Below are 12,993 nucleotides of genomic sequence, written 5' to 3' on the forward strand. Positions count from 1 at the left end.
TTTACTTTGAGGATTTGGGACGGGGCTATCGGATTCTCCTCACCAGTGGTTTCCAGAAACAGCCCCTCACCCCCGAAGAACAGGCGTATCGTCAGGAGTTAACCCAGAAGGGGTCGGGGTTAACGGAACCCCAGTCGTTGAATGCCCTCATGGGGGCGATGTTGTACTACCCCACCGACCAGTTACGAGTCCAAGAGGCAGCAACACGGCTTCCGGCCTGGTTATTGCCCGATTACGAGGCGGTGTTTGAGGGCAAAGTGCAGCCAGCCGCGTCAGCCCAGCCCCCCAGTCCTGAGTTTGTGGCTCAGGTGTCGGAGTTGGTGCAGCGGTTGCAGCAGAACCCCAATGATGGGGCGGCCCTGGTGCGGTTACGGCAAGCGCGGCAGCAGTTGTGTCAGTATTGGCTCAGTTTACCGGCGGACCAATTGCCGGGGGCCTATGCGGGGCCTATGGGTGAGGTGCAGCGGTTGTTGATGAACAGTGGGATGCAGCAGTTGGCGAAGACGGCGGCGGAACAGTCGTTGTTTGAGCAGTTGGGGGCGGAGTTGTCCCAGGGGATGAATCGTCCGAAGTCCCTGCAATGTTTCTTGGCGGCGATGTTGATTTGTCGGGCGGACCAGTTACGGTTGAGTAGCGCCCATGGGTTGTTGCCGACTTGGTTGATTGGGGATTATGAGCGGGTGTTTTTGGTGAAGGGGTAGGGGTTCCTAGGGGCGGTGCGTTCCGGCAAGTTTAAAAATTGGGGTCGGGCTTCGGGGTTGCTCGATGCCGGGACGCACCCTACCATTTTGGGAGACACCGGGTTTCTGGGTTTGGGGGTGAAGAGTTTGCTAAGATTGGCGTGATGCTTGAGGTGATGGGAGGTCATTATGCAGGTTAAGAATTTGACGGTGGATGAGTTAAGGGTGTTGATTCGGGAAACGGTTGAAGAGGTGTTGTTGGATGTTTTGGCAGACCCAGATGAGGGGCAGGTGGTTCGCCCGGAGGTGATAGAAGGCTTGTTGGCCCAGCGGGCCGCTCGGGAATCTGGGGAGTCGGTGTTGTTGAGTTCTGAGGATGTGGTGCGTCGTTTGGGATTGGGGTAAGGATGGGTTACACGGTTCGCTATGATCCTCAAGCTGTGAGCGATTTAGAGTCGATTCCTCGGACAATTTGTCAACGCATTGTTAAGAAAATTAACTGGATGGTAGAGAATTTTGAGGCGATTCAACCCCTACCGTTGTCGGCGAATTTGTTAGGGTTTTATAAGCTTCGAGTGGGTGATTATCGTGTCATTTATGAGTGCGATCGCGCCCATGAGGTTGTGATCATAGCTCGCGTTGGACATCGCCGCGATATTTATGAAAAATCAGGATAGGGTTTATGGGCAGATGTTTTTGGGGGTTGAGAAACTCGGTGTCTTTGGAGACACCGGGTTTCTGGGTTTGGGGGGGAAGAGTTTGCTAAGATTGGCGTAATGATTGAGGTAATGCGATGAACGTTTTTGAAGATGATAAATCGGATGCTAATACGACTCTAGTGGAGGAAGTTCAGGGAAGTTTAAGACAAGCATTACAGGAAGCAAGGGCAGGAAAACGAATCCCCTTGGAGCAGATGTGGGAGGGGATTGATGCTGAGTAATTGTGAATGAATTGAACACCTGAAATATCGTAAAAACCGTATTTTATTATTAATAATTTATAGAGACGGTGGGGTTCCTGGGGGCGGTGCGTTCCGGCAAGTTTGAAAATTGGGGTCGGGCTTCTGGGGTTGATCGATGCCGGGACGCACCCTACCATTTTGGGAGACGCTGGGTTTCTGGATTTGGGGCTGAGTGGCTAGGTGTTAGAGGAAAACACTAGGGGGAAGGTTAAATCGTTGGCCGAGTGCCTTGGCTTGTGTTTTACTAATCCCTCGTTTGCGATTGAAGACCTCCGAGGCAATCCCCTTGGAACCAAAGATGTCTAATAAATCTTTTTGACGCAGTTGATGCGCCGCGACCAATTCGTCTAAAACATCATGGGGACTGGCGGTATTGGGCATTGGGTTTGTTTTTGTTTCATAGTCCTCAATCAACATGGCTAACAACTCTAGCATTGAGGCTTCTTCGTCACTCAATTGAGATTCCTCAATCTCCATCAGCCGTTCTAATTGAGACAGCATTGCCTCATAGTCGGTTGGAGACTGGATGGGTCTGGGTTGAATTTGAGTGAGGAGTTGGCTATAGGTTAAGGTGGTCATTTTGCTAAATTTTCCTCAATCTATCAGGGTATGGATATATTGGTTATTATTTTTTCCAGTTTCCCCTATCATAGTCCGCGTGGGTTAAGATGTCATTTATTTTGACGATTTTTACACGATAGTTTATCTGAGCAATAAGACGATAATTGTTCCCCTTGATGTTAAAAACCAGATACCCCTCTACATAATCTACTGATTTACTATAGGTCGTTTTAATGTCAGGTAAGTGTCTCCATTCCGCTTGCTCGACGATTTTTCTCCAACCGTCTAATGGAGTCCGAGAGTCTGGGTGTTTCTCGGCAAACTCTCGCAGTTTACCGAGTCCGATTATCTTCATAGACTGGGTCTGGATAAAGCTGTTATGTTCTCAAATTGAGAACTCAGTTCAGTTTAACTTCATTCAACTCATCCGTCAAGCTGATGATGGGATCTGCGGGGACTTAGAAACTCGGTGTCTTTGGAAACACCGGGTTTCTGGATTGGGTGCGTTCGGGTGAGTTGGAAGATTGGGGTCGGGTGTTTGGGGTTGATCGATCGCCGAACAGACCCTACCATCGGTGTATTTAGGATTTTTGTGTCATGTCTATATCACGTGAATGGGTCAAGGTTGAGAATGATGGCTTAGAGATTGATGCCTATCTGGCTCAGCCGAGTGAACCGGGAGATTATCCGGGAATTGTGGTGTTTCAGGAGATTTTTGGCGTTAATGCTCATATCCGGGAGGTGACGGAACGGATTGCGGCTCAGGGGTATGTGGCGATCGCCCCCGCACTCTACCAACGCCTCGAACCCGGATTCGAGGTCGGCTATAGTGACGCCGATTTAGCCAAAGGACGGGAGTATAAGGTGCAAACCAAAGCCAGCGAACTCCTCGGCGACACCCAAGCCAGTCTGGACTATCTCAAAGGCTTGCCCAACACCACAGACCAGTTTGGCTGTATCGGCTTCTGTTTTGGCGGTCATGTGGCCTATCTGGCGGCAACCCTCCCGGATATTCAGGTGACGGCCTCCTGTTACGGGGCCGGGATTGCTCAGATGTGTCCCGGTCAGGAGGGAGGGACGACCTGCGATCGCACTCCTGCCATTTCCGGCACGATATACACCTTTTTCGGCACGGAAGACCCCCTCATCCCCTCAGAAGACGTTGACACCATCGAACGGGCGTTACAGGAGCATAACATCGACCATAAGCTCTTCCGCTACGAGGGCGCGACCCATGGCTTCCTCTGTGACCAGCGGGAGAGTTATCATCCTGAGGTCGCCGAACAAGCCTGGGGTGAGATTTGGCAGTTGTTCAGCCAGTTGAAGGATTAAAAAACTTCGGTTAGTGTATCGTGGTTAGGGAGGCGGGAATCTCGCCAAAGCGGTGCGTTCTGGCAAGGTCTAACTTGAATGATCAATCGTAGAGGTGAAGAATGTTTCACCCCACAACGCCAGAACACCCCTTATCCCTCTTGCCTCTTGCCTTTTGCCTCTTGCCTTCTTCATTGCTATGACTGCTCAATCTCGCTCCAATCGGGACATGCCCTTTTCTATGGAGGACTTCGCCAAAGCCCTCGATGGCCACGATACGATTCCGGAAAAGGGACAATTGGTGACCGGAAAGGTCTTTCAACATGAGGCTGATGGGGTCTATGTCGACATTGGCAGTAAGTCTCATGGCTTTTTGCCCCTCAAGGAAGTCTCGGCGGAGTTGGTAACCAATCTCGAAGAAGCCCTCCCCCTGAATGAAGAACGGGAGTTTCTCGTGATTCGTGGGGCCAATGCTGAGGGACAAGTGACTCTCTCCATTCGCCAGATTGAGATTAAGGAGACTTGGGACAAATTGGCGAAATTCCAGGAAACTGGAGAGACGGTTGAGGTTGAGGTCACCGGAACCAACCGAGGTGGTGTGGTGGTGGATATTCGCGGCTTGCGAGGCTTTATTCCGCGATCGCACCTCGTAGACCGCCATAACCTAGATGCCTTAGTAGGACAACATCTCACGGTCACGCTGCTAGACGTCAACGCCGATGAAGATAAGTTGGTCTGTTCCCACCGTCAGGCGGCGAAAGCCAGTCGGATGCGGTATCTCGTGGCTGGGGAGTTAGTCGAGGGAACCGTCGCCAATATTAAACCCTATGGGGTGTTTGTGGAGTTAGGTGGCGTGACGGGACTGCTACATATTAAACAGATTAGTAAGGCCCGGATTCCTGATGTGGAAACCTTGTTTGAGGAAGGACAACCGCTGAAGGTGATTGTGACGGAGATTGATGAGTGGAAAAACCGCATCTCTCTGTCGATGAAGGAATTAGAAAGTTATCCCGGTGAGGTGTTGGAGAAGTTCCAAGAGGTGATGGATAACGCCGAGGAACGGTTTAGTCATCATCAGACGCAAGAGGAGTCTCCGGAGACGAATCAGGAGTAGGGGAGAATCATGATTCTCCCCCTCAGGGGGGTTGATCGGCTTATGACGATGGCGGCTTTATATCTGGTGGGAACGCCAATTGGTAATTTGCAGGATATGACCTTGCGGGCCATTCAAACCCTCAAAGACGTGGATTTGATTGCTGCCGAGGATACTCGTCATACGGGGAAACTGTTGCAACATTTCCAGATTGAAACCCCCCTAATTAGCTATCACCACCATAATCGCCATGAACGGTTAGAGGAACTGCTGTCTCGCCTGCGGGGGGGGACGGCGATCGCCCTCGTCACCGATGCGGGAATGCCGGGGATTTCTGATCCGGGGTATGAACTCGTCCAGGCTTGTGCTGAGGCCCGAATCCCGGTGATTCCGATTCCTGGGGTGAGTGCTTGTGTCACAGCCGTCAGTGTGGCGGGGATTGAGGGCGATCGCTTCTGTTTTGAAGGCTTCCTCCCCCTGAAAGGGAAAGAGCGTCAGGAACGCCTAGAACAGTTGCAAACGGAACCCCGATTGCTGGTGTTCTATGAAGCCCCCCATCGGCTGCGACAGACCCTGGAGGACTTACAAACTGTCCTGGGAGGCGATCGCCGAGTGACCCTGGGCCGAGAATTAACCAAACGCTTTGAGGAGATTTGGCGGGGAACCTTGGCCGAGGCGATCGCCTATTATCAAGACCATAATCCCAAGGGAGAATATACCCTAGTCATCGGTGGCTGTTCCTCCCCCAGTCGTCAACTCTCGGAAGCCGCCTTAAAATCCGAGTTACAGGCCCTGATGCAACAAGGTCACTCGCGATCGCAGGCCAGCCGTCTCCTGGCACAATCGACCCCCCTCTCCCGTCGTGACCTCTATCAACTTGCCTTAACCCTAACCGATTAGGCGATCTCTTTTGGCGTAAACCCGTGAACAGTCCTTGGCGTTGGCTTTTAGTCCTTGTCCTCTCCCTCTCCCTGATTCTGGTCCCCTGGATGAGTCAACCGGGGGAGACGTTGATTCCCTGTGAACTGCGATCGCACATCGAAGACGAGACACACCTAGAAATTGAATTTCCCCGGCCCTGTCTCGACCAAAAACTGCATCTCGATCGCTTCCTCGATCAAGCCCGACAAGACATCAACAACGACGAATTTTTTCCCTTCACCATTCGTCGAATGCGCTACCAACTCCTCGATGAAGGTTTCCGGATTTTGGGCAATTTGGCTATTGAGTACCCGGTCATTGGACTGGTCGATTTTGAACTCTCGCAAACAGTCTTTGTCAACCTCAATCAAGGGTCTCTCAACATGGAAGCCGGAGACACCCAAGTGCGAGTCAATGTTCCCTTTATCAACAGTAATGACCTCAGTCCTCTGTTGAACCAAATGGTCAATACTCAACTTCAGATTTTCAATCAAAAGCGGTTGCAAGACTTCCTCCAAGATACAGACCTTGACCAGAGAATGGCGGAGGAAACGGGACTAACGGTTGAGGCCATTAACTTTCTGGTTCAAGGGATTCAAGACCACTTCAGCGCCCAAATTACGGCGGATTCGGTGATTGTTTCGATTGAGGTGGCTGATGATGAGGAGGATGACCCTGAGGGGAGTCCCAGTCCCGCCACAATTGGGTCTCTACAGGTCTTGTTGCGATGATGGGATGGATGTTGCCGGTTCTCGTGCCGGACTGGGCAATCCGTTTGAGACTGGCTTATACTGTAGTGAGTCAAGTTTTATTGAAAATGAGTAGAAACACATCAGAGACTCCTCTCGATCCTAAACTCTCCAAACGAGTAGAAGAGCTGTCTCAACTCAATAATTCATCGTCTTCTGAATTGATTAAACGAATTTTGTTTTTTTGCGAAAACCATCGACAAACTGTAGCCAGTATTTGTCAAGATAAAGCCATATCAGAGTCTGACAAACAAGAGCTTATTCAGGCATTATCAAATTCCTCAAATCAGGAGCAAATCATGGATGTGTTGCTAAAGGTAGTATTATCGCGCAACTATGAAATTGCCTCCCAAAAAATCCAGGAGCAAATCGATCCAGATTTTCTAGAAAGTCTCGAAACTGAAGATGATATCCTAGCGGCTGCTGTGGAGATGACACGACCTCGATAAATGGCTGAGACGGTGCGATTATGTTTAGACCTTAATATCTGGTGTGCCTACCTCCTAGCTTCTGCAAAAGGTCGTCAAGGCTCAGCTTGTCAAACGTTAGTGCAGATTGTTCGGCAAGGATCCTGTCCTATTGGTCCTGTGGAATTAGTCATTTCTTGGGGAATGCTTAACCGTTTGCAACAGGTTTTAGAGGAACAGTGCCAATTTAGGGAATTACCGGAGACGGCGGCTGCTTACGTGAGCGCAATTCGGGACTATGCTCAGTTCAGTCCAAGTTTAACCTTAGGTGGAACTGGAATAATTCCAATTCAGGATGTCGAAGACCGGCATGTTCTAGAAACTGCTTTAGCTGGTCGAGCAACTGCACTGGTGACTGCAAATTTCAAGGACTTTATAGCTCAAGATTTACAGGTTATTATGCCAAACCGACATGGTATTTACCAGTCTCCTCAACATGATTTTCATGTTGTTCATCCTTATCTGATGATTCAATGGATCAATGACAAACATATCCCACCCATTGCATCCTTGTCCTGATTACGTGGACAAATCGGTTGACTGTTCAATCTCAGAGCTTAAAGCCTAGTGAAACTCCTGTTTTTGAGTCTTCTTAGCGGTATCCTCATGGGTTGTACCGTCGCCCCCTGGGAATGGTGGGGTTTAGCCTGGTTCGCCCTGGCCCCCCTCTGGTGGCTGATAGGGCGACAAACCACTCCAACGTGGCATTTGGGAGCAGCTTGGGGGGCGGGATTTCATGGAACCGCCATTTTTTGGATTACCGGGGTTCATCCCATGACTTGGATGGGAGTTCCTTGGTTGGCGAGTTTGGCCATTGCGATCGCCTGTTGGCTCTTCATCGCCCTCTGGGGAGCGGTTTTAGTGGGACTTTGGGCCTATCTTCAGGCTTATCTCCAACAATGGAGTCGGGGCGAAAAATTTTTCGGTTGGGGGGCGAGGATTCTCATCGGGGTCGCCAGTTGGTGTCTCTTGGAAGTGCTGTGGCGATCGCTCCCCCTCTGGTGGTCCTCCCTCGCCTACACCCAAAGTCCCCATAATTTGCCCATCTTACACCTAGGGCAACTCTCAGGAACCACCACCATTACCGCCGTTCTGGTGGCGGTTAACGGCTGTTGGGCGGCAGCGTTTGACTCATTTGACCTATCCCGTAAAAGAGTCCGTCTCTCGGCGATTGTGGCTGGGCTGCTGGTGCTGGGACTGGCCCAGGGACTGGGGGGCTATCTCTACAGCCGTCCCCTCAACGATCGCCCCGAACAGAGTCTGAACGTCGGACTGATTCAGGGCAATATCCCCAACGAGATTAAACTCTATCCCGACGGATTGCGGCAAGCCTTAGAAGGCTATACCCGAGGCTATGAGGAATTGAGCGAGGCCGGAGTCGATGGGGTGATGACCCCTGAGACGGCGTTACCGGTGTTGTGGCAAGGCGATCGCCTCCAATATAGTAATAGTCCCGCCGGCCATTTCTACCAAGCCATTCGCGATCGCGGCGTTCCCGCCTGGGTGGGAACGCTACGGGGAACTCCAAGCCACTACACCAACAGTCTTCTCAGCATCAGCCGCAACGGAGACACCCTCAGTTATTACGACAAAGCGATTCTCGTCCCCCTCGGAGAATATATCCCCTTTGAATCGGTCTTAGGGGGATTTATTAGCCGTCTGTCTCCCCTACAAGCCAAGATGATAGCGGGTTCCGGGGACCAACTCCTAGAAACCCCCTTCGGGCCAGCCATTGTCAGCATTTGCTACGAATCCGCCTTTCCGCAGCATCTTCAGGCCCAGGCCCAGCGAGGGGGTGAATTTTTCCTCAGTGCCGCCAACAATGCCCATTATGACGCCTCTATGCCCCGCCAACATCACGCTCAGGACGTGATGCGGGCCATTGAACTCGATCGCTGGGCCGTTCGGGCCACCAATACCGGCTATTCGGCGTTTGTGAATCCCCATGGGGAGACCCTTTGGATCTCTGAAATCAACCAGTACGCCACCCATCAAGAGACCATTTATCGCCGCCAAAGTCGCACTCTCTATGTTCGTTGGGGAGATTGGCTGGTGTGGCTGTTGGCGATCGTTGCCATCCTCGTCAACGCCGGCCCAGTCCTGCGTTCGGGCCGGTAGGGGCGAAAAATTTTGTAGGGGCGAAAAATTTTTCGCCCCTACAATCGACGGGTTGAGGTCCTAACCTGGATTGAAACCAGAACACACCCGAACCCCCTGTTCCCTGTTCCCTATTCCCTGTTCCCTGTTCCCTGTTCCCTGTTCCCTATTCCCTATTCCCTGTTCCCTGTTCCCTGTTCCCTGTTCCCTGTTCCCTATTCCCTATTCCCAGAACACACCCGACCTCTCTGTTCCCCGTTCCCTATTCCCTGTTCCCCATAACGTAGATACTCCCACACGCGATCGCAGCCTTCATCCATCAAATCAGCCCCCAGAATACGCTCTAAATCCCAGTGAATCGCCACACTGTCCTGTCCCCCAGAAATCAACCCCTGACTATCGGGACTAAAGGCCAGAGTCAGCACCTCCGACTCATGACCCACTAAGCTAATCACAAACTCGGCCTCAGGAGTATAGAGATCAATGCGGCCATCCACACGGCCAACCGCCAGCCAACGACCATCAGGACTCCAATCGACTCGCGTTAGACCCTGATCTTGAGCCACCTGAACCTGTTGAAGTGTCTCCCCTTGGCGATTCTGGATGGTCAACCAGCCATCACGACTGGTACTAGCAATTCGTTGACTATCAGGACTCACCGCCAGTCCCCAAATGGCTCCCTGCTGAGTCTCAAGACTCACCCGTGGCGTTGCCTCAAACCCAGAAAAACTCTGATCTTGACCGAATCTCAATTCCCAGAGTTTGATGACGCCATCGAGACTTCCTGAGACCAAATATGAGCCATCGGGACTAAACGCTAACTCCCAGACTTGGGCCTGATGGCCGTCGAGTTCATGGTAGAGATCATAATCCCCGGAATCATTACGAGTCCAAATTTGCAGGGGAAAGGACACACCAGAGGAGACCAGCCAGCGGCCATCGGGACTATAGGCTAAGGCCATAATTCCCACCCCATCGGCTTGCCAAGAGCGAGTGGACCCCGCCGCTAAATTGACCTGAACAATCTCTCCCCCCGAGGTTCCGGCGACCAAGATTGGTTCTTGAGGATGGACTGCCAGACTATAGAAACGCCGGGAACTTAACTCTTGCCACTGGTTGAGCCGTTCTCCCTGGGAATCCAAAAGCTGAACATCTAACCCCGAAACTGTGGCCAATTGTGGAGTCCGAGGCGAGGCTTGAGGAACATAGTCCACTCCCCAGACCACATCAGCATGGCCCCGTAACACCTGGCGAAAGGGATTTCCAACCTGCCATCGGTTCAAAACTCCATCTTCCCCTAAGCTTCCAACTTCCGTTCCTTCAGGACTAAAGGCCACACGTCGCAAATGGCTATCATGACCCTTTAAGCGGTTTAAAAGGGTTCCCTGACGGGACCAAATGAGCAGTTCTCGATCAACCCCAGCGGACGCAAACCGCTGGCCATCGGGACTAAAGTCTACTGTGGTCACTTCCGCTTCATGATGACTTAGCGTTTTGAGTAACCCCCGCTCAGGATGCCAGAGGCGAACCTGATGATCCCCATATCCGGCCACCAATCGCTCGCCATCGGGACTGTAGGCGATCGCCAACCCCGGTGCATCCACCTCCTCAAAGCGTTGTAAGACGCTACCATCGGTTCCCCAGATGATTAAGGTTCCATCGACACTCAGGGAGGCGAACTGATGGCCCTGAGGATGAAAATCTACGGTTCGCGAAAAGGTTGCATGACCCTCAAGCACCTGTAACAGCTCTCCGTCTTCGACAGACCATAATCTCACCTTTGGGTCACGACCTACGGAGACCAGTTGACGACCATCAGGACTCCAGTCCACCTCTCCCACTTCGGCGGGATGACCTTTCAGGGTCTTCTCAAGGGTTCCGTCCACTGACCAAATGTAAATCGTCCCCTCAAAGGTCGCCACCGCTAAGGATTGACTGTCGGGGCTAAATTTCACGCTTTGTACGATTGAGGTATGGGGGAGAGTATGCAGAAGCGTTCCATCTCGCCGCCAAATTTTCGCCGTTTGGTCAATGGCGGAGGTGGCGAAGAATTGACCGTCGGGGCTGAAATTTAACCCCAAGGCTAACTCGCTATGAGCTTGGATGCGGTGAAACTGATGATTGCCATACAAGGCTCGTTGTAAGGTTTGCTGGGTGTCTTGAGCGAGTTGTTGCTTAATCTGAGATCCGAGCAACCATAACTGTCCGAAGTTCTCTCGCGCTTGTAAGGCTTGAATGAGGGCATCGAGTTGTTGATTGGAGGCAAAACTCCCTCGGGAGGCGGCCATCATGGCCTGAATTTCACTCACCGCCGCCTGTTGATAGGCGCGGAACGTCCCAATTCCCAGGGCGATCGCCCCCACGAGGGCCACCGTTAACCCCGCCAGCAAGCGACGTTGACGACGTACACTTTGCCGTTCAACCTCCAGCCGCGCTTCGGCTTCTTCTAACCGCGCTCGCTCCAGTTTTTGCTGAATCTCCCGTTGTTCCAGGTCTTGGCTGGCGGTGAGATAGCGATAATCTAAATCCCCGAGTCCTTTTTCTTGCGTCCAGTTTAAGGCTTCTTGTAGCGCTTTTCCTCGCAATAGCCGTGATTCATCTTGATAGTTGGACTCAATCCAGGCATTGAGTAAACTGGCATAGGGGCGCAGGCGGTTCAGTTGCTCGTCAATCCAATGACGGTCAAAAATCTGTTGATAAATTGGGTTTTTGACTCGGAGATAGCCTTGCCGTTTTTCGACCACCCCGGAGAGGATTAATTCTGTTTGATTGGGACATTCGTTCGCCGGAATCCAGGACTGACTGGAGGGGGACTGTTCGGCATCCCAAACTTGTCGGTAGAGGGTGAGGAGTTCGCCGACTCGTTTTTCGTTATAAAGGAGGCGATCGCGGATGGTTTTAAGATGCTCGGGTTCGTCTTTGGCTTCCCAATGATGAAGAATGTCTTGTTCAACACAACCATCAATAAATCGGTCTATCTCTTGTGTATTTCTCAGAGGTGGCAATGGAGATGTTTGAGCGCGTTGAACGACTAAGCGACAGAGTTTTTGCATTAAAAATGGTTGCCCACCACTCCAATACAAAATTCGCTCCAACGCTCTCTCGGCATGGGGGAGAACGGCGGCTAAGCCTTCAACAAGTGGTGCGGCTTCTTGGGATTGAAACCCTCTTAAAGCAATGGCTTTTCCGATGTTAAAAGGGGTACGATTTTTGTCGGCGATGAGTTCTCCGGGTGTGGTGACCCCAAACAGGGCAAAACTCAAACGTCGGTATTGGGGTTGATCGGCTCGACAATTGTAACAGCTCCGAATCAGAGCAAAAAAGTCATCTGTGGCGAATTTTAGAGCTAGAATACTGTCAATTTCATCGATTAAAATAACCAAAGGTTCTTCTGTTTCCGCCAGAAGAACCTCGCCAATAAAATCACCTAAGCGAGCCGAGGGGGGTAACTCCAACCGCTCTCGCCACCAGTGGCGGAGATTGGTTTTGAGCTGAAACTGTTTACTGAGAATGGCTGCGATCGCCGCATACCATTGTTCCACGGTCACCTGTTGCGTACCAATCGCTGTTAAATCCAAGGCCCCCGGCATCACTCCCGCCTCCCGTAAGCGGGCCATCACCTGCACCCGCAGGCTGGATTTCCCCATTTGGCGGGAATTAAACACATAACAAAACTCGCCCCTGAGGAGTTCTGTAAACAAGACCTCGTCCGCCTGTCGGCGAACATAGGTCTGCGATCGCGGCGGGACACTGCCCCCAACATGATAAGAAAACTGGAGATAACGATCAGACATTCACCGAGGGATTTGAGCGGTTAGATCGATGTGAGAGATTAGTCTTGACAAAGAGATTGCCGATAACTGACATCAGACTCTTGACGAAGATAATCCTCCACCCGTTGACAACCATACGTCATTAAATCCAACGAGAGAATATTCTCCAAATTCCAAAGAATCCCTAATCGATCTTCACTTCCTGACAGTAAGAAGCGACCATCAGGACTAAACCTAACTGAACTTACCACAGACTGATGACCACTCAATTGCGTTAATAACGTACCTTCAACGGTGTAAATGTCAATCTTACTATCGGTTCTGGCGATCGCCAACAATCGGTTATCGGGACTCCACGCCACCCGAGTCAGTCCACTGGT

The 12,993-nt window shown here is 51.5% G+C and carries 14 protein-coding genes and 1 pseudogene; 11 read left to right on the forward strand and 4 right to left on the reverse strand.

Annotated features, from left to right (window positions below):
- The 4 genes and pseudogenes from R6U67_RS01010 to R6U67_RS01025 all read left to right on the forward strand — a co-directional run.
- A pseudogene (locus R6U67_RS01010) lies at positions 1-701 on the forward strand (hypothetical protein); the annotation flags it as partial.
- A gap of 168 nt (positions 702-869) precedes the next feature.
- Entirely contained in the window at positions 870-1,085 is a 216-nt protein-coding gene (locus R6U67_RS01015; RefSeq protein ID WP_410250812.1) for a hypothetical protein, read from the forward strand.
- Between the two features lie 2 nt (positions 1,086-1,087).
- Positions 1,088-1,357 (forward strand): type II toxin-antitoxin system RelE family toxin, encoded by a 270-nt coding sequence (locus R6U67_RS01020; RefSeq protein ID WP_087707743.1) that lies wholly within the window; start codon positions 1,088-1,090, stop codon positions 1,355-1,357.
- A gap of 116 nt (positions 1,358-1,473) precedes the next feature.
- Positions 1,474-1,620 (forward strand): hypothetical protein, encoded by a 147-nt coding sequence (locus R6U67_RS01025; RefSeq protein ID WP_410250813.1) that lies wholly within the window; start codon positions 1,474-1,476, stop codon positions 1,618-1,620.
- A 204-nt stretch (positions 1,621-1,824) separates the two neighbouring features.
- On the opposite strand, the gene R6U67_RS01030 is transcribed toward R6U67_RS01025, so the two are convergent.
- Both R6U67_RS01030 and R6U67_RS01035 read right to left on the reverse strand, forming a co-directional pair.
- Positions 1,825-2,220: a type II toxin-antitoxin system HigA family antitoxin gene (locus R6U67_RS01030; RefSeq protein WP_410250814.1), complete on the reverse strand. Its 396-nt coding sequence runs from the start codon at positions 2,218-2,220 to the stop codon at positions 1,825-1,827.
- Between the two features lie 46 nt (positions 2,221-2,266).
- Positions 2,267-2,557, reverse strand: coding sequence for a type II toxin-antitoxin system HigB family toxin (locus tag R6U67_RS01035; RefSeq protein ID WP_410250815.1), 291 nt, complete (start codon positions 2,555-2,557; stop codon positions 2,267-2,269).
- Between the two features lie 242 nt (positions 2,558-2,799).
- On the opposite strand from R6U67_RS01035, the gene R6U67_RS01040 reads away from it, so the two are divergent.
- The 7 genes from R6U67_RS01040 (at position 2,800) to lnt (ending at position 8,861) form a co-directional block, all read left to right on the forward strand.
- Positions 2,800-3,534, forward strand: a complete 735-nt coding sequence (locus R6U67_RS01040; protein ID WP_410250816.1) for a dienelactone hydrolase family protein — start codon at positions 2,800-2,802, stop codon at positions 3,532-3,534.
- Positions 3,535-3,712: 178 nt separating this feature from the next.
- Positions 3,713-4,627, forward strand: coding sequence for a S1 RNA-binding domain-containing protein (locus tag R6U67_RS01045; protein WP_410250817.1), 915 nt, complete (start codon positions 3,713-3,715; stop codon positions 4,625-4,627).
- 48 nt (positions 4,628-4,675) lie between these two features.
- Positions 4,676-5,506 carry a 16S rRNA (cytidine(1402)-2'-O)-methyltransferase gene (rsmI, locus tag R6U67_RS01050; RefSeq protein ID WP_410250818.1) on the forward strand — a complete coding sequence of 277 codons (831 nt, stop codon included), beginning with the start codon at positions 4,676-4,678 and terminating at the stop codon, positions 5,504-5,506.
- Between the two features lie 23 nt (positions 5,507-5,529).
- Positions 5,530-6,258, forward strand: a complete 729-nt coding sequence (locus R6U67_RS01055; protein ID WP_410250819.1) for a hypothetical protein — start codon at positions 5,530-5,532, stop codon at positions 6,256-6,258.
- Positions 6,255-6,725: a hypothetical protein gene (locus R6U67_RS01060; protein ID WP_410250820.1), complete on the forward strand. Its 471-nt coding sequence runs from the start codon at positions 6,255-6,257 to the stop codon at positions 6,723-6,725. Before R6U67_RS01055 ends, R6U67_RS01060 begins: the two co-directional genes overlap by 4 nt.
- Positions 6,726-7,262, forward strand: a complete 537-nt coding sequence (locus tag R6U67_RS01065) for a PIN domain-containing protein (RefSeq protein WP_410250821.1) — start codon at positions 6,726-6,728, stop codon at positions 7,260-7,262. It abuts the gene before it with no gap.
- Between the two features lie 48 nt (positions 7,263-7,310).
- A complete protein-coding gene (gene lnt / locus R6U67_RS01070; protein WP_410250822.1) occupies positions 7,311-8,861 on the forward strand; it encodes an apolipoprotein N-acyltransferase in 1,551 nt (516 codons plus the stop codon).
- Between the two features lie 194 nt (positions 8,862-9,055).
- Here the strand turns inward: lnt and R6U67_RS01075 are convergent, their stop codons facing one another.
- Positions 9,056-12,634, reverse strand: a complete 3,579-nt coding sequence (locus R6U67_RS01075; protein ID WP_410250823.1) for an AAA-like domain-containing protein — start codon at positions 12,632-12,634, stop codon at positions 9,056-9,058.
- A gap of 38 nt (positions 12,635-12,672) precedes the next feature.
- Positions 12,673-12,993 (reverse strand): WD40 repeat domain-containing protein (locus tag R6U67_RS01080; RefSeq protein ID WP_410250824.1); only part of this gene is annotated, 321 nt, incomplete at its 5' end.

The sequence above is a fragment of the Sodalinema sp. genome (assembly GCF_046483825.1).
In the GTDB taxonomy this organism is placed as follows: domain Bacteria; phylum Cyanobacteriota; class Cyanobacteriia; order Cyanobacteriales; family Geitlerinemataceae; genus Sodalinema.